The sequence below is a fragment of the Deminuibacter soli genome (assembly GCF_003412455.1).
Classification (GTDB): Bacteria; Bacteroidota; Bacteroidia; order Chitinophagales; family Chitinophagaceae; genus Deminuibacter; species Deminuibacter soli.
The window spans coordinates 482,520-500,025 of sequence record NZ_QTJU01000003.1 but is presented as its reverse complement, the minus strand read 5'-3'; the positions used below and the strand labels follow the sequence as shown (position 1 = coordinate 500,025).

Here is a 17,506-nt window from a genome sequence, read left to right as displayed (position 1 = left end):
ATGGGGTGTTTACCTGGTTTGTGCGGCAATGTGTGCGGCAATTTTCCGCGCGTCAGAGGCTATCTCGCGTATCTGGCCGGTAGGACTAATCCAGTAACCGCAGAAATACAAACCGTCTTCTCCAAAATGCTGCTGTTTATCTACGCTTGCGCGCAAATCATCAAACCTGTATTGGTCAACAGACACTATCGCTGCATAGTCACGGTAATACCCGATGGCCGTTACAATGGCGTCAAATTGTGCTTCCCTGCCATCAGTAAAATAAACGGTGTTTCCTCGTATGTGATCAATGGCAGGGTAAATATGGATGTGCCCGTCACGTATGTGCTGCAGGGTGCCGATATCAAGCACAGGGGCATGGCCATCTTTCTGTATTTGTTCCAATGGTCCGTATGGCATGCTGCGCAGCCCGAGTTTCGTAATATCCCCGGTTAGCCATTTAAGCAGCGGTGCATTGAGTTGGTCTGCCGTGCGTGGTGGCAAGCGTCGCATCAAAAGACTTAATGCCAGTACCGGGATACCCAACACATCCCGCGGAACCACATTTACAGCAGAACGTACAGACATAGACGGATATGCTTTCTGTTCGTACAGATCAATCGCAATTTCACAAGCCGAATTGCCAAATCCGACGACCAATACCTGCTGGCCGCTAAAATCCCGTCCTGTCTGGTAAGCATAACTATGCAGTACGCGGCCGGTGAATGTATTCAGTCCATTGCACTCAAAAGCCAGCGGCTTACCGAATGCCCCTGTAGCCATGATAACGCAGGATGATTGTATGATGCCGTTGCTGGTTTGTGTAACCCAGTGGCCTGCTTCTTTTTTAACAGCAATGGCGGTGGTATTGAACAAGGGTTGTATGTTGAAAGCCTTGCTGTAGCTATCCAGGTAATCTACCACCTGTTGCCGGGAGGGATAACGTGGTATGTTTTTGTGAAATGATTTAAAGGGCAGATTGGATAGCCGTTTACTGGTATGCAGGTGCAGCCGTTCATAATGATTGCGCCAGGGTGTTGCCACCTTATCGTGCTGTTCAATGATCGTGTGCTTAATACCGTGCTGCTGCAGACAGGCAGCGCAAGCCAGCCCGGAAATACTGGCGCCGACAATCAATGTATGTGTTTGCGTTACATCCATAGGCTGTCACAATCGTTCTTTCTACAAAATACAAAGAAAGCCTGTGAAAAGGGAATAAAGCCGGTGAATAGTGAATGATCTAAGCGAAAATTAGTGAGTGGTGAGTAGTCAGTAGTGAGTTAATACAAGGTGAGTGAAAGCCAAACCACTCACGACTGACGACTGACGATTCACGCTCATTATTCTGTGCGCAGGCTTTTTACCGGGTTTGTCATGGCTGCCCTGATGGTTTGCAGGCTTAATGTTAGCAAGGCAACCACCAGCATGGCCACGCCACACAGGGCGAATACCCACCAGCTCATTGTAGTGCGGTAAGCAAAATCCTGCAACCAGTGGTACACTGCCCACCAGGCGGCGGGGGCTGCGATTAAAAAGGCAATCAATACCAGCTTTAAGAAATCGGTTGACAGGATAGAGACGATCTGCACTACAGAGGCACCCAATACTTTGCGTATGCCAATTTCTTTTTTGCGCGTGGTAGTGGTGAATATGACCAGGCCGAACAATCCCAGGCAACTGATCAGTATTGCCAAGCCGGTAGCCCATTTTAACAGGTATACGGTTTGCTGTTCTGCTGCATAAAACCGGGCGATCTCTTCATCAAAAAACCTGTACTCAAAATCGCTGTCGGGATATACCTGTTTGTATACCAGCTCCAGCTCGGCGAGTGCTGTTGTCCAGGTATGCATGTTCTGTAATTGCGGATACAGCAGTATATGGAAAAAATTGCTGTGGCTATTGTTGGCGGCAAACACAATGGGGCCAATGGCGCCGTGCAGGGACTGCTCATGAAAGTCGTGCATTACACCTACAATGGGCAGCTGTTTGCCGTTGAACAACAGCATATGACCAACAGCAGCTGCAGGGTTAGTGAAATGCATGATGCGTGCATAGGTTTCGTTTACCAGGAATTCTTTAATGGTATCACTCTGCAGTACGTTTCTGCCTGCAACCAATTGAATATTGTACAGGCGCAGGAAGCCGGTATCGCCCCACCTGATCTGTACATTGGCATTGATGTCTTGTTTGCCATCGTTGTAAAGAATGTTGGTATAGGCTGGTCCGTCAGTGGCAGGCGGCAAAAAGCCAAGGCTGGCCTGCTGTATTTCAGGTATCGCCTTTATTTTTTGCAACAGCAGGGCCGGTTTGTTGCGGGCAGTATCGTATGGTGCGGAAAAGTTAACGATCGCATCTTTCCGGAAGCCGAGGTCTTTTTGCAATGAGTAGTGAATTTGCTTGCTCACCATCACTGTCGCAATCACAAAAAACTGGGCAATAACAAACTGCGATACAGTCAATGTTTTTCTTACCCAGGCTTTGTTGGTCTGGTCGGTGAAGACCTGGTTTTTCAGCACTTTTACCGGTTTAAAACCAGACAATACCATGGCCGGGTAAAAGCCTGCGAGGAAGCTTACGCCCAATGTAAGCAATAATAAAAACACCAGCAGCGATGGTTGTTGCAACAGCTCTGCATGCAGGCCATCGGGGATGAAATGCCTGAATATGTTCAGCAGTAAGGGCATAATGCCGATAGATAACATGGTGGCCAGCGTGGTAATGAACAGGGTTTCGCACAGGAACTGTGTTACCAGTTGCGGGCGCATGCTGCCCATGGTTTTGCGGATGCCTATTTCGCGCGCACGCTGTGCCGAATGTGCAGTGGTTAAGTTGATAAAGTTGATGCAGCCCAGCAGCAGCAGGAAGGCAGCAATGGCCAGTAACCCGAACAGGGTAGGTTTGTGTGCTGTGCGGTGCTCGGGTGTTTCGTATTGAAAATGCACATCGCTCAATGGCTGCAGGTGCAGGGTTAATGCAGGTGCATCGCCGTTGTAATTGCGGTGCAGCAACTGGTTGAGGCTTTTTTCCATGGCGGCCTGTGTAGTGCCGTGGGATAGCTGTATAAACAATTGCGAATAGCTCATCCAGTCGTTCCAGGTGTGCATCATGAAGTTGTCCTGCAAGTTCGTTTGCGCTACAGTTGGCAGCGAAATAAATTCAGCTGCATTGAAGAAAGTATGCTCATCCAGGTCGTGCACCACGCCTGCTACGGTTGTTCTGATAGAATCGTTGTAGGTAATGGTTTTGCCGATTACCTGCTGCGCGGTTTTGCCGGGAAAATATTGCTCAGCCCTGCTTTGTGTAAGCACTACGGCAAATGGTTTGCTCAATGCCGTAGCTGCAGAGCCTGCCAGCCATTGGTAGGGTAGCAGTGAAAAGTATTGCTGGCTGGTGAAGATAATGCCCGGCTGACTTTTATATACATCCGGCGGTGCACCTGCTGCGGCAGGCAACTGTACCTTGGCTTTTGTATTGCCCTGGAACTGCATTAACGGTACTACGTTCTCAAGACCGGTTAATTCGCGTGAAGCGGCTTCTGCCAATGGCGCCAATGCAGAAGCGGTGTAATTGACCTGGTCGTTACCGCGTACTTCCATTACCACACGGTATATATGGGAGCGGTCTTTTTCAAACCGGTCAAAGCTGAATTCATAATAAGCAATCAGGAAGAGCACCAGCGCTGAGCTGATACCAATGGACAATCCCAGTATATTGATACCTGAGAAGATTTTGTTGCGCCAGAAATTTCTGAAAGCAACCCTGAAATAGTGTGCAAACATACCGAAGCAGTTTGCTGTAACTGCGACTAAAAGAATACCAAGTTGCCAGGTGATTGAAAATCAAACAACTGTAATAGCATACACAGGCAGGTATGACCGCTTTTGATACAGTCATTGTTCAGTAACGCAAATAGATAAACACACCGTTGAGCACGGCAACAGTATAAGAACGGTGGCTGGTACAAAATGTTACACCCGGCCGGTACTATTTTTTTGCCTGGCCGGATGTAATGGTTTATAACCTGATAAAAGGAATGGCAATTTTTTCCCTTCCGCTGGTAAGATAAGCGAAGTACAAACCATTGCGCAGTTTGCTCACATCCACCTGTTTTCTTACCAGGCCCTTGGTTACAACAATTGTTTCGGCCTGTATAATTTTCCCGTTGAGCGAAACAATCTCCAGGCGCAGCAGTCCGTCGCCCTGTGCCTTTACAGCCAGGTTCATGCTATTGGTGCAAACCGGGTTAGGCCATATGTAGGCAATAAAGCGGGGTGCGGGCGGTAACAATTGCACGCTTACCGTATCACTGTAGCGTTGGTAGCCGGCAGTGCCGGTAATGTTCAGTCGATAGTAGTTAGCGCCAGGCAATGGTTGGGCATCGGTAAAATTGTATTGCTGTGGTTGCATGGTGTTTGGCTGTGCAGGCACCTTGCCAATAGCGGTGAAACTGGTGTTGTCGCCGCTGCGCTGAACTTCGTAGGCACTGATACCGGCTTGCTCACTTACTTTCCATTGCAACAGGTTACTGCTTCCCTGCCTGGTAGCCGTAAACGCAGTGAGGTTGGCGCTTGCCGGCTGGGTTAAGGTGAGCAGGGTATTGGCGAGGGCTATGTAAAACAGGCTGTCAACCGTATAAAATTGTTCGCCGGATACCTGTTTCGCCAGCCACCGGGTTTGCGTGCCGGTATGGTCAACCATATAAATATCTCCGCTGCGCTGGTATAGCAGATCGCCCTTGTTATTGAGGGCGAACAGGTATACATCGCCTGCCAGTTTTACCTGTGTAGCGGCAGGCGTAAGCAGCCATGCAGCAGAAGTATCACCGGTTGTTTTCCTGAACACGGTATAGCCGTTGTTAATGAGAAAGGCGGGGCCATTTGCTTTTACTACCGTTGCAATACCTGTGGTAGTTCCATCCGGGTTAAAACGCAGCAGGGTGTCTTTACTGTTGGCGGTTACATACTGTGTGTACCAAACCGGTTTGTCATGTCCTTCGGTTGCTGCATTTGAGCCTGTGCCGATAGATTTTATGCTGCCGAAATAATAAGTAAACAAAGGTTGTTCGGTAGTAATACCGGGAAGTGCACCATATATCAATGTGCCGTCTGGTGCCAGTGTAAGGGGGTAGGCATAGCCGCCGGTGTATTCGTGCACAACCGTGCTGTCGAGATGGTTTACGCGAAAGCCTGTACCGGAGTTGTTGATCCAGGCAACATAGTTGCCATTGCTTACCGTATTGTTCACGGGCGAATCGACCTGGTGATAATGATTGCTGTCGAAATTCCAGCTCAAGATGCGCAGGTAGCTGGATTGTACATCGTAGGGAAAATAAGAATCCTGCGAACCGCCGCGCCTGCTGGCGCCATTGTATACTACGCCTTGCGGTGATAGCTGTCTCATAATAATGGCTGAGGGATCATACCCCTGCAGATCGGATACGATCAGGTTGTCAGTATCATTGATATACTTCGCAGTGCCGGTAGGAATGTCGTATACCTTTTTGCCATACAGCACATGATTGTAATGAAAGTCATTGATGGCTTCATCGAATGTTTTCCAGGTATGCAATGCGGCACTGCTTTGTGTAACCACGTTAATGTAAGGGCCTGCGTAAGGAATGCTGTCACTGTCTTTAATGCGTGCCTGTAATTGCAGTGAACTGCCTTCCCATGCGCTGAAATCAAGCGTGGTATCGATACTGGTGCCACCGGTGAATGACAGTACCGCAAGGTTGCTGTTAATATCATTGAGTGTTACACGATAGGGCGGTTTACCATGACTGAGTACAATCTTCACTGGCAAAGTTGGTCGGGCCAGTCCGCTGGACGGTGTGAATTGCTCTATAAATGGGGTGGTTCGCCGGTAGTAAAATTGCTGTGTGCCGGTATAGGCAAAGGGCGGACTAACAGATGCCAGTGATTGAATGGTGATGTTCAGTGTGAGTGAATCATTCTCTGGCAGCCCGTTGAGCGACAAGGCGCCATACAACTGGCCATACAGCCGGGAATGGTAGAGATATACCGTTCGCCCTGCTACCGCTGCAGAAATTTCGTAGCCGGAGAAATAGGTGGGGTTAACGGAGAGGTTAATCAGCAGGGAAGTGTCCTGCACAGTAAGCGAGTTAATTTGATAGTACGGGGCATCACCGGCTGGCTGGGCGTAACTTTCCAATGTCAGCAATACAAGGCACAAGCATAGCCCGGGCAGCAAGCGTTTTTGCGTTAGCATGGTGTTTAATTTGGAAGTGGATGATTGTTGGCGCAGGTTGAGGATTGACGGACGGGACGGGTACAGACTGCACTGCAAACTACAAAGAAGGGGATGGTTTTGCAATATGCACCGGCATATAATATATACGCATGCATTACCGGCATATATGCTATTAACATAGGCTGTTCCTGTACTGTATAACGCAATACCTGTTGTAACCGTTACAACCTGCTGATAACAGGCTTTTATGGTAAATTAGAAAAGCACTTATTTAATTTATATGATGATACGATTCGCCGCTGCCTGTTGTGCAATCATTCTATTGCAAACAGCAACCGCTTACGCACAACCGGGAAAGTTTTCGATTGATGCGCTGGCGGGTTATACTTTTCGTGACAGAGTAGATTACGCTAATGCTTATGGCTATATTGAGGATGCCGGCCAATACAGTATTGGTGTGGAATATGCCGTGCAGCCTTACCGTGCCATTGAACTGGTATTTGCGCAAATGGATACGCATGCACCTTTATATACCTACCAGGGCATTTCGCTGAATAAGGGGCAGGACCGTGCTGCACTGAATTATATACTGGCAGGCTTTAATAATTATTTCCCTGTGGCAGGGCATGTGTTGTATCCTTACGTAGGTGTAGGATTGGGTATGGCTATTGTTGATGCGAAAGATGCAGGTGATACCTATACAAAGTTTGCCTATGCAGTGAAAGGAGGGTTAAAAGTTGCTATGGGCAACGTGTTAGCCCTTAAACTGCAGGCACAGCTTCAATCGGTTGTACAGGGCGCGGGTGCAGGCATTTACATTGGTACCGGTGGGCCGGGTGCAGGTGTTACCACCTATAGTTCGGTGTTGCAGTTTAACCTGGCCGGAGGTGTGTGCATCACCATTCCATAACTTATACACCCCATACAGTGATGGCGAGATTCCTTGGTCCGCCATGGTTGCGGTGCTCACACAAATAAATACCCTGCCATATACCCAGTGCCAGTTTGCCGTTGCGGATAGGGATGAGTACCGAGCAGCCCAGCATTGATGCTTTCAAATGCGCAGGCATATCATCCGGTCCTTCATCGTCATGCAAATAGTCCGGATCGTTCTCGGGTACCGCTTTGCTGAACCAGGTTTCAAAGTCTTTTCTTACCGTCGGGTCTGCGTTTTCGTTGATGGTCAGTGAAGCGGATGTGTGTTGTATAAACACCTGGCACATGCCCGTTTTATATTGGGTGATTTCCGGCACCGCAGCCAGTATTTCACTGGTAATTAAATGAAAGCCGCGTTTGCGTTCTCTTAACTGCAACAGTTGCTGATTCATGTTCATGGGTGCAAGCTACGAAAGAAAACAGCTGCAAGCTTCAAGCTGCGAGCTGCAAGCTTGTATGCGGGAAATCAATATGTACCGCTACAACGCGTCGGTGAAGACACCTCGCGGGCAGTAGGTTCCCGGAACTGGTACTCGCTGAGATCACTCATGACCGGGAACAGCTGCAAGCTTCAAGCTACGAGCTTGTATGCGAGAAACGAAAGTTATAATACCCGCTTAAATAGTCTCGACGTGTCGATGTCTCGATTCTCGAAACTGTTACTCGCTAAGATCACCCACGACCGAAAACAGCTGCAAGCTTCAAGCTACGAGCTGCAAGCTTGTTCAACGGAAATCGCCTGCGGCGAAAGTTATAACCCGCTTAAATAGTCTCGACGTGTCGATGTCTCGATTCTCGAAACTGTTACCCGCTGAGATCAATCACGACCGGGAACAGCTGCAAGCTACGAGCTTCAGGCTTGTATGCGGTAAATCGCCTCCGGCGAAGAAGAATGGCACTCGAGCAACATCCTACCATGTAATAATAATCAGCCCCGGCCGCGCCGGGGCTGATGCAAGTTCAAACGGCTGTTACATTAGTTGGTTGCAGGAGCCGGCGTTGCAGCTGCGGCGCGTTGCAGCAACCGCACCTCTGCGCTGCCGCCGTATAACAGCAATGGTGTTTTTTGTGCCCAGGCAGCAGCTTCTTGCATGCTGTTGGCCAACAGGGTAATAAAACTCACCACGCGGGTGCCGTCAGAAAATACAGCACCCTGTTCAATGCCGGCTTTTTTTACTACCAGGCCGTCTGCGATCACCTGGTTGCCTTCTACATAAATCTTTTTTTCTTTCCATTCCTTCACCAGGATGGCCCATTTCTCACGTACATCCGTTATTTGTGCGGGTGTTAATGCGTTGGGGTTAATGCGCATTACCAATACGTATTCTTTCATAGTTGTGTTTTTTGTTGCGGATGAATTTGCGTTGGAGTTTGGTTTGTTTTGTGCGGCCAGCTGCAGGCATAAAAGCAGCGCCGCGAATAATAATGCCTGTTTCATAAGCTTGATTTTATCATACAAAGCTACCTGGCCGGCCTTCGCGGAAATTGTAAAAAATCATTGATTTGATGCGGGCGTTACCAGTAAACCGGGTTGCTGAAGAAAGCACGGGGCGCTTTTCCTGTGAAACTGCGGAAGTCTTTGATAAAGTGTGCCTGGTCGTAGTAGCCGGCCGATAAGGCCATACGGGTAAGGCTTTCGTTGTTATCGTGCTGTGTAATCAGGTGCCTGAGGCGTACAATGCCGGCAAATTGTTTGGGTGTGGTGCCGGTGAAATGCCTGAACTTTTTTTCAAACACATCCCTGCTCGTGGGTAAGTCGCTCAACAGTGATTTAATGCTGATATTGCCTTGTGCATGGGTAATGTGCTGTACGGCATGTTGTACCAGGGGAGGTGTGCTTATATCGCGCAATTGTGACAGCATATATGCTTCTGCAATGGCAATGCGTTGCCGGGTGGTGGTGGCCAGTGCCAGTTGTTCTTCCACGTTTTGCAGTTCACTGGCAGGCAACAGCAAATCGAGGGACAGTGATTCGTTAAACAATTCGTGCATGGGCAGTTTAAACAGCGAGGCTGCGCCGCCGGGCGTAAATTGTACCACTAAATTAGCTGTATGTGGTGCATAGTGTATGAGGCGGGCTGTTTTGCGTAACCCGGTAATCACAGCGGGTGCCAGTGTGGTGCCGGTATTTTCATCCACCGTATGGTAGCTTGCGCTGCCGCTGTAGCGGAAGGCCAGCATAACAGATAAGCCGGGCAGTACGGTGTTATTGCGGCTTTCCTCGCTTTCAATTACAAGAAAGGATTGTATATAGGGCCGCAGTGCCGGTGATGGATGAAAAGTTTGCATTTGCATACCGCAGATAAAGTTAAGTGATTGCGCCGGGAGAGCAGCAGCCGTTCCCGGCGCAGTAAACACCGTTTATACTTTTACCACGGCAATGGCTGCTGCCAGCAGGGTAAAACCAAGCACAGTGAAATAGGCTTTGCGTGGCATGGGTTTGTTGCCGTACATGCCGTTTACTATGGCTATACCTACCAGCAATGCTGTTTTGGGTATTACCTTGTAATAGTTGATGGCAGGGTATTTCAGTGCTACCAGTGCCAGGCCGGTAACCAGTACGGCCAGGCCGATAAACGGGCCGCTCTTGTCTTTTACGGGGTTTTTCACCGGGAACTGTAAAGCCAGCCTGAATATATAATAAACAAAGAGGGCGAAATGGATGAGCAATATGCTGTTAAACAGTAACATATTTAGTGTGTTTGTTACAGCGAAACTATGCCAGTAAAAATGCCTGTTGATGCACCTGGGTTAACAAATCACCCGGCGGATAATCTTTTGCGGATGCGGCTTAATGATTGCGGCTTAACCCCCACGTACGAGGAAATATAGTATTGCGGGATACGTTGCTGCAGATCGGGATAGGTTTCGAGGAAACGCAGGTAGCGTTCTTCCGGTTGTTGCGTGTACAGTGAGGTGAGCTGGCGCAGGGATTCTACGAAGATCTGCTCGCACATCAGTCTGCCGAATTTCTCGCCTTCTGCAATGTGCCGGTACAGCAGTTGCAGGTTGGCGTAGGAAAGTATAAGCATCTCCGTGTTTTCTATACACTGTATGTTTTTCTGCGAAGGGGAGTGATCGAGAAAACTTTCATAATTGCATACGAAATTGTATTCCTGCCCAAAGCCATATACGCGGTCTTCGCCTTCACTGTTGATGTAATAGCGCACCAGGCCCTGCCGTATAAAGCCTGCTTCACGGCATACCTGTCCTTCCTGTAAAAAATGATCGCCTTTGTGAAAAGTTTTTTCCGTAAAAAGACTGCACAGGTAAACCTGTTCGCTTTCGCTCAGGCGTATAATGCGGCTGAATGCGTTAATTAAATCCGGGTACATGTTGTGTGTGTTACCACCTTTGCCACCAGTGTTTTTTACCCTCTGCGGCTGTTGCGCCGGCTGTTTGCTGCGCTATAGCGAACTTGTTTTTTTCGGTGCCAAGGAAGCCGGGGTTGCCGAGTAAAATATAATGACCGCCGGGTGCATCGGGCTGGTACTTCTGCGCCAGCAGGTAAATTTCATCGTCGTTTTTGGCATAGGCTTTCAGCAACACGGCTTCGTACTGCAGGCCATTCTGTGTTACCTGGCTGTCGGTGCCGAATACCACAAAATCAGGGTTCTCTGCTGCAATTACCTGGCTAAAGCGTTTGTCTGCAAGTTCAGGGGTACTGTCGGGAAAGGTTTGTATTTTTTGTTCGTCTCCTTTAATAACAAGGGCAAAGGGCATCATAGGGTGGCTGCTTTCTTTTTTGAGCGAAGCACTGTAGTCAAGCGCAAAAAGAATATGGTTCATTAAGTGAGCAGATACTTTGTGCAGGTTTCTCATGAAAATTGGTTATAGGATATCTTTATGGATAATGGACGGCGCGTTGAATGGCAAGTGCGCGCAGTACATGGTATTTTAAATAGGTAAGTCACAATTTCCTGCCTGGTGTTTATAGTCCTTTCTGAATAAATGGTGCTGGTGCAATTTATTAAAATACTTCATATGTAAAATAAATTTTCGACCATTGAAATACCCCGGTTGCCATATGCAGCATGCGTTTGCTTACTGATTATACACGGCATTTTTAACGTGTAATTCTTCCAGCAGGTGCAGTGTATGCGGCAGGGCCTGCACACTGGTGCCACCCTGGTGACCGGGTACCAGGTAACGGATATGTTTAAAATGATGCTGTACGTTTCTGATACTGGCAGGCCATGCCTGTACATTGCTTTCTTCCACATAGCCCAGGTCGTGCGCTTCCAGGCTTTTTACAAAACAGCCGCCGTACAACAGTTTGGCATGATTAAACCATATTACAATGTTGTCGCTGGTATGGCCCTCACCCGGATAAAATGTTTGTATGGTGTAACCGCCAAAATCAAATGTGGTATCGTTTACAAAATACTGCGCAGCCAGCTGGTTGCCGTGCAGTTTGCATTGTTCGTAGGTTTTTTCACTGCTCCAGGTGGCAATGCCGTGTGCCTGTAAAAAATGGAACATGCAGGTGCGGTCTGCATGCGAATGCGTGGCAATGCAGGCAATTACCTGCTGGCGATGCCTGGCAGCAATGGTATCGAGTAATGGCTGAAACTGCGTGGTATCCCAGGCACAGTCAATAAGCACTGCACCTGCAGGCGTTAATACATACAGGCTGTTCGAGGGGAAGGGCGCGTTGTTTAACATGCGCCAGGTGGTGAATTTGTAAATGCTGTCTGTTATGTGGGTGATTTCAAGCGCCGGCGTATGGTTCTGCGCAGTAGCTGTACGCAGCAGGCTGCACAAGAGCAGGCAAATGGCGAAAAGGAGCGCGCGTTTCATGTAAGGCAAATTAATACAGCAATGTAAAACAGAATCGGTACCGTATGCTGCACGGTGCATAACTTCATCCGTTTTTATTTTTATCATCTGTTTCAATGGCATCGGGTCTTTGTTCTTTTGGCCGGAACAGTACTTCGAATACTTCTTTCAGTTTCAGGGTGGCGGTGTCGGTGAACAGCCCTGCCAGGAATGAAAGCGCCATTATACCGTACAGGTTCAGGTTGCTGGCATCGTTGCTGTAATTGAGAAAACCTGCCCTGAACGAAAAATACAACGCAACTGCCAAAGCCGCGGCAGTAAAGGGTTTTACAAAGTACCAGAGTGTCCAGCTGCGTTTGTATGCCTGCGAGCCGATGAAGGTGGTGAATGATGTGGAAATATGAATGAGGTTGCCCAGGAAACCGCCAAGGGCCACCAGTATCAGCAACAGGGTATTGAGCTGTATGAGACCGTCGGATGCAGGGGATATGGCTGGCTTTACGGTTACCGCCGTGCTGTCTTTGGCAAGACTATCGGCCGCTGGGTGCAGGCTGTCGGTTATCACGGTGGCGGGTACGCCGGGTATAAGTACAGGCGCTTCCGCACAGGAATCGAGCAGGCGTACATGAAACAGCTTGCCGGTATACCACATGCAGTTGCTGCGCGGGTTGGGCATACGGTCGGGCCAAAGCCCAACGAGCAGCCATATGGCGAAACCCGTGGCGCCAATCAGCAGCAGGCCGGCCAGTACAAGTCCGCCCCTGGTTATTTCATTTTGTGTAGCAGGAGTAGTTTCAGTCATGGCAATTGTTTAAATGGTGAACCGGGATGATAAAATGTACAACAATTTCCGGTGAGAATGTCATGTACTGCGTTTTTTGTTGTTTGTGTCGTTGCAACACGCAGGTAAGAATGCCGCAAATCAATTAACTTGAAAGAAAATTGCCGATGAAAAAAATGTGCTTGCTGCTCCTGTGCTGCACTGCTTTTAGTAGCCTGTTGCAGGCCCAGGTGCTTACTCCCGAAGTGGTGCCGCAGCAAAACCCCGAAGCCGCGCAGCGGCTTGCCCGCATTGATACGCTGGTGAACGGCTATCTTTCCCGTCACTGGATAAACGGGGTGGTGACGCTGGTAATACAGGATGGAAAGGTGTTGCAGTACAAGGGTTATGGCTATGCCAATGCCGAACAGAAAAAGCCCATGCAAACAAACGACCTGTTTCGCCTGGCTTCACAAACAAAGGCGGTGGTAAGCACCGGTATTATGCTGCTGTACGAACAGGGTAAGCTGTACCTGGACGAACCGGTGGCTGATTTTATTCCGGCGTTTGCACACAGTATGGTGCTTGACCAGTTTAATGCTGCAGACACTACTTTCACCACTGTGCCGGCTAAACGGCCCATTACCATCAGGGATTTGCTTACGCATACCTCAGGGATAGATTATGCCATGATCGGCACCGAAAAAATGCGTGCCATCTATGCAAAATCACAGGTAAGCTCCGGTTTGACTGATTTGCAGAAGAACCTGCGCGAAAGCATCGATGTGCTGGCTAAACTGCCGCTGGCGCACCAGCCCGGTGAAAAATTCACGTACGGACTGAGCACCGATGTGCTGGGCTGTGTAATAGAAACCATCAGCGGGGTAGACCTGGAGACTTTTCTTACCAGGAATATTTTTATACCCCTGGGTATGAAGGATACTTATTTTAATGTGCCGGCTTCCAAAGCAGGCCGTTTAACCAGTGTGTATACCGAAGATTCCCTGCACCATGTGGTGGCTGCCACCAGGGCCAGGGGGCTTGACCCGGATTACCCGTTGCAGCACAAACAATATTTCAGTGGCGGGGCAGGGCTTACTTCCACGGCTTTTGATTACGCGATGTTCTTACAGATGCTGCTCAACGGCGGTAAATACAATGGCCACCAGTTGCTGGCACCGCGCACGGTGCAGCTGATGACATCGGGGCAGTTGAGTTTCCTGTATAACGGCACAGATAATTTTGGACTGGGTTTTAATATTACCAGCGCATTGTCTGCTGCAAGGGAAGCGCGTAATGAAGGCAGTTTTTCGTGGGGCGGTTATTTCGGCACCACTTACTGGGTAGATCCCAAAGCGCGCCTGGTTTGCCTGATTATGACGCAGCAGGCGCCCAATAGTCATGGCGAGCTTGCACGAAAAATAGAACAATTGATTTACCAGGCATTACTGTAATAAAAAACCACCGGCTTAACCGGTGGTTTCTGACGCTTTTGTCAGCAGATTATTTAATGGAGAGGACCCGGTTAAGCGAAATTAACCGAAGGTGTCCATGATGAATCTGTAGATTGCATGAATACCTCCTTTTTTTTGGTGAACACTCAAGTTACCATAAAATCAGGTATCTGCAAAAACAAAAACAACACCGGGCAGCCAGCGGCAGACTGCAAAAAGCAATCTTGCAAAAAGAACAATCCAGGTGGATAATTGTGTTTTTACGTTGGTTATACCGGGCTAAGGCTGAAATGTAACCGATTACAATTTTAACCGGCTTTATCGCGGGAATGCAATACATTCACAAAAAAAGAGTAACGTATACACTCCATTGTTCGTACATACAATTAACGGGTAGTCATATGCAGCCGCTTGCACAACTTATTAATATTACTACACCGGCCTGGCCGGAAATTCACCTGCACATACAGGATGCTGCCAATGATGTAAACGTATTGCCCTGCACGCCCGCCCGCGGAGCCACAGCTTTGTACCATACGCAGATTGACATCAGTACACCGTTGGGGGCAGTTGTATACCATACAGGCGGCATACTGGTTGACCATGGCTGGCTGCGTATTCTTGGTGCAGGGCATGAAGAAAAGCTCGACCGGTCGCTGCCCGATTGGAACAAAGGCAAAACCTTTGCAGCCTATGGCGATAAGCCTGGCTACCTGCTGATTGCGGATGATGTGCTTGGCGGATTTTTTGCGTTGAACTATGGTGCACTTGGCGCCGCAAAAGATAAAGTGTATTACCTGTCGCCGCAAACCCTGCAATGGGAAATGATGGATGTAACTTATACCGAATTCCTGTATTTCTGTTTCAATGGCGACCTGCATGGCTTTTATCCCGGTTATACCTGGGAAGCTCACCAGGCCGAGCTGGCAGATATGCCCGGTAATACTGTGTACAGTTTTTTCCCGCCTTTATTTTTAGATCCGGCCATACCTGTTGGTGAGCGTTCACGCAAAATAATGTCAGTAGAAGAACAATATGATATTATTACGCATATTGCGCTGCAAAAAGGAAAACTAAACTGATGCTGACGCAACCGGTACTGGCTTCACTGCAAACAGATGGTTTTGCAATAGTAAATGATGTATTCTCCGAATCAGAAACAGAACAAATTGCCGCGCTGATACAAGCTGAAGCGCAGGATTCTCCTTTATTCAGGAAGTCAACAGACTTATTTGCCATCAGGCAGTTCTTCCGGGAGATACCGAAGGCTGTGCCACTTATTTTTACGCCTGCCTTCCGTGAATTGTTAACCCAAACGCTGGGTACAGCCGGTTTCGCTGTGAAAGCAATTTATTTTGATAAACCTGCCGCCTCAAACTGGTTTGTAGCATGGCACCAGGATTTAACCATTTCTGTTACTGAGAGGAAGGAAGTGCCCGGCTATGGTCCATACACGGTAAAACAAAACCAGTATGCGGTACAGGCGCCTGCTTCTTTACTGGAGCAAATGCTTACCCTGCGCATTCATCTTGATGATACCGATGAAGCAAACGGCGCACTGAAAGTGTTGCCCGGCTCACATGCGGTGGGCATAGAACGGCCGGAAAAGCTGGTGTCGCAGTTTACACAGGAATCAGTTTGTGCTGTTCGCAAAGGAGGAGTAATGCTGATGAAACCCTTGCTGATGCACCGATCATCACGTACTACAAATGGTGCACGGCGCCGGGTTATTCATATCGAATTCAGCACAGCACAGCTGCCGCAAGGGTTGCAGTGGGCAGAGCGGCATTGAAAATGGGTTGAAAATGGGATGCGATATAGGGCAAACAGCCATTGGCAGCGTAAAATTTGCAGGCAGCCAAGGAAAACTATAGTCTACTGATCTGGTGTACTGTTGTTTCCTGTACCTTTGCCACCTTTCTTTCCAGAACATAACAACTTAAATGCTAAAAAAATCAGTGGAGCTTTTGCAGCGCGAAGCTGCAGAGCAAGGCAAATCAACCCTCAAACGCAGCCTTGGCGCGGTAAACCTGGTAGCCATTGGTATCGGGGTAATTATCGGGGCGGGCCTATTCTCTTTAACAGGTATTGCGGCTGCCAACAATACAGGCCCGGCTGTTACGCTTTCTTTCATCGTGGCGGCAGTAGGTTGTGCATTCAGTGCCCTGTGTTATGCAGAATTCGCTTCGATGGTGCCTGTGGCAGGCAGCGCCTATACGTATGCTTACGCCACGCTGGGTGAACTGTTTGCCTGGATTATCGGCTGGGACCTGGTGCTGGAATACTCCGTGGGTGCTGCTACGGTAGGTATCAGCTGGTCGCATTACCTCGTTAAATTCCTCGAACACTGGAACATTAACCTGCCGCCGCAGCTGCTGCGCTCGCCTTTTGAAACCTTTGAAATGAATGGGATGCTTATGCACGGGTGGATTAACCTGCCGGCCATGCTCATCATTTGCTGTATCACCGCCATTATTGTGCGTGGTACCAAGGGCTCGGCGCTGTTCAATATTATTGTGGTTACGCTGAAAGTTGGCGTGGTGCTGGTGTTTATTGCACTGGGCTGGCGGTATATCAATCCAGCAAACTATCATCCCTATATTCCCGCCAATACAGGCAACTTCGGTGAATTTGGTGTAAGCGGTGTGCTGCGCGGGGCGGGGGTTATTTTCTTTGTGTTTATCGGCTTTGATATCGTAGCTACCATGGCCCAGGAAACCCGTAACCCGCAACGCAATATGCCCATCGGTATTATCGGTTCTTTGCTGATATGTACGGTGTTATTTGTGGCGTTCGGGTATGTGATGACAGGCCTGGCACATTATACTGAATTTAAAGACAGCGCAGCGCCCGTAGCCGTGGCCATTGCGCATACGCCGTATACCTGGATGGCCGTTGCTGTAATACTCGCCATCCTGATCGGTTATACCTCGGTAATACTGGTTGACCTGCTGGGGCAAAGCCGCGTATTCTACTCCATGAGCCGCGACGGACTGCTGCCGCCTGTGTTTGCGCAGCTGCATCCGAAATTCCAGACGCCGTACAAATCCAATCTCGTGCTTTGTGTATTTATCAGTCTTTTTGCAGGGCTGGTACCGATCAGCGTGGTAGGAGAAATGACGAGCATCGGTACGCTGCTGGCCTTTATCATGGTTTGCCTGGGCGTAATTATCTTACGCAAACAACAGCCTGATATACCCCGTGCATTTAAAACACCACTGGTGCCATTGGTACCGATACTCGGTATTATTACCTGCCTGGTAATGATGGTTTCCTTACCGGCCGGTACCTGGTTACGGCTGGTGGTTTGGCTGCTTATTGGTTTTGCCATTTACTTCGGTTATGGCCGCAAGTACAGCAAGCTGCGCAGGCAACAGCAACAATAACG

Annotated in this window: 16 protein-coding genes; 5 read left to right on the top strand and 11 right to left on the bottom strand. The window is 48.8% G+C overall.

The features are described from left to right. Positions 1-9: 9 nt before the first annotated feature. The 3 genes from DXN05_RS12335 to DXN05_RS12325 form a co-directional block, all read right to left on the bottom strand. Positions 10-1,140, bottom strand: coding sequence for a flavin-containing monooxygenase (locus DXN05_RS12335; protein WP_116847541.1), 1,131 nt, complete (start codon positions 1,138-1,140; stop codon positions 10-12). A 179-nt stretch (positions 1,141-1,319) separates the two neighbouring features. After that, positions 1,320-3,758 carry an ABC transporter permease gene (locus tag DXN05_RS12330; RefSeq protein WP_116847540.1) on the bottom strand — a complete coding sequence of 813 codons (2,439 nt, stop codon included), beginning with the start codon at positions 3,756-3,758 and terminating at the stop codon, positions 1,320-1,322. A gap of 235 nt (positions 3,759-3,993) precedes the next feature. Beyond that, positions 3,994-6,207, bottom strand: coding sequence for a T9SS type A sorting domain-containing protein (locus DXN05_RS12325; protein WP_116847539.1), 2,214 nt, complete (start codon positions 6,205-6,207; stop codon positions 3,994-3,996). A gap of 262 nt (positions 6,208-6,469) precedes the next feature. Here DXN05_RS12325 and DXN05_RS12320 point away from each other — a divergent pair, with 262 nt between their 5' ends. Next, entirely contained in the window at positions 6,470-7,099 is a 630-nt protein-coding gene (locus DXN05_RS12320) for an outer membrane beta-barrel protein (protein ID WP_147313906.1), read from the top strand. Between the two features lies 1 nt (position 7,100). Here DXN05_RS12320 and DXN05_RS12315 read toward each other — a convergent pair whose 3' ends face one another. The 8 genes from DXN05_RS12315 to DXN05_RS12280 all read right to left on the bottom strand — a co-directional run bounded on the left by DXN05_RS12315 (position 7,101) and on the right by DXN05_RS12280 (position 12,706). Beyond that, positions 7,101-7,517 carry a secondary thiamine-phosphate synthase enzyme YjbQ gene (locus DXN05_RS12315; RefSeq protein ID WP_245975199.1) on the bottom strand — a complete coding sequence of 139 codons (417 nt, stop codon included), beginning with the start codon at positions 7,515-7,517 and terminating at the stop codon, positions 7,101-7,103. 584 nt (positions 7,518-8,101) lie between these two features. Then, positions 8,102-8,458 carry a YciI family protein gene (locus DXN05_RS12310; RefSeq protein WP_147313905.1) on the bottom strand — a complete coding sequence of 119 codons (357 nt, stop codon included), beginning with the start codon at positions 8,456-8,458 and terminating at the stop codon, positions 8,102-8,104. 182 nt (positions 8,459-8,640) lie between these two features. Beyond that, positions 8,641-9,420, bottom strand: a complete 780-nt coding sequence (locus DXN05_RS12305) for an AraC family transcriptional regulator (RefSeq protein WP_245975198.1) — start codon at positions 9,418-9,420, stop codon at positions 8,641-8,643. A 66-nt stretch (positions 9,421-9,486) separates the two neighbouring features. Continuing rightward, positions 9,487-9,816 carry a hypothetical protein gene (locus DXN05_RS12300; protein ID WP_116847535.1) on the bottom strand — a complete coding sequence of 110 codons (330 nt, stop codon included), beginning with the start codon at positions 9,814-9,816 and terminating at the stop codon, positions 9,487-9,489. Positions 9,817-9,884: 68 nt separating this feature from the next. Next, on the bottom strand, positions 9,885-10,460 hold the full coding sequence (locus DXN05_RS12295; protein WP_116847534.1) for a Crp/Fnr family transcriptional regulator: 576 nt from the start codon (positions 10,458-10,460) through the stop codon (positions 9,885-9,887). Between the two features lie 10 nt (positions 10,461-10,470). Continuing rightward, positions 10,471-10,947 carry a hypothetical protein gene (locus DXN05_RS12290; protein ID WP_147313904.1) on the bottom strand — a complete coding sequence of 159 codons (477 nt, stop codon included), beginning with the start codon at positions 10,945-10,947 and terminating at the stop codon, positions 10,471-10,473. Positions 10,948-11,169: 222 nt separating this feature from the next. Beyond that, positions 11,170-11,925 carry a subclass B1 metallo-beta-lactamase gene (bla, locus tag DXN05_RS12285; RefSeq protein ID WP_158559229.1) on the bottom strand — a complete coding sequence of 252 codons (756 nt, stop codon included), beginning with the start codon at positions 11,923-11,925 and terminating at the stop codon, positions 11,170-11,172. 64 nt (positions 11,926-11,989) lie between these two features. Beyond that, on the bottom strand, positions 11,990-12,706 hold the full coding sequence (locus DXN05_RS12280; RefSeq protein WP_116847531.1) for a hypothetical protein: 717 nt from the start codon (positions 12,704-12,706) through the stop codon (positions 11,990-11,992). 146 nt (positions 12,707-12,852) lie between these two features. Between DXN05_RS12280 and DXN05_RS12275 the strand changes: the two genes are divergently transcribed. From DXN05_RS12275 to DXN05_RS12255, 4 genes are all read left to right on the top strand, one after another. Then, positions 12,853-14,118 carry a serine hydrolase domain-containing protein gene (locus DXN05_RS12275; RefSeq protein WP_116847530.1) on the top strand — a complete coding sequence of 422 codons (1,266 nt, stop codon included), beginning with the start codon at positions 12,853-12,855 and terminating at the stop codon, positions 14,116-14,118. 401 nt (positions 14,119-14,519) lie between these two features. After that, the gene (locus DXN05_RS12265) at positions 14,520-15,200 is read left to right on the top strand and encodes a DUF2625 family protein (protein ID WP_158559228.1); all 681 of its coding nucleotides are present in this window, start codon (positions 14,520-14,522) and stop codon (positions 15,198-15,200) included. Next, positions 15,200-15,910: a phytanoyl-CoA dioxygenase family protein gene (locus tag DXN05_RS12260; protein WP_116847527.1), complete on the top strand. Its 711-nt coding sequence runs from the start codon at positions 15,200-15,202 to the stop codon at positions 15,908-15,910. Before DXN05_RS12265 ends, DXN05_RS12260 begins: the two co-directional genes overlap by 1 nt. Positions 15,911-16,061: 151 nt before the next feature. Next, positions 16,062-17,504, top strand: a complete 1,443-nt coding sequence (locus DXN05_RS12255; RefSeq protein ID WP_116847526.1) for an amino acid permease — start codon at positions 16,062-16,064, stop codon at positions 17,502-17,504. Positions 17,505-17,506: the final 2 nt, after the last annotated feature.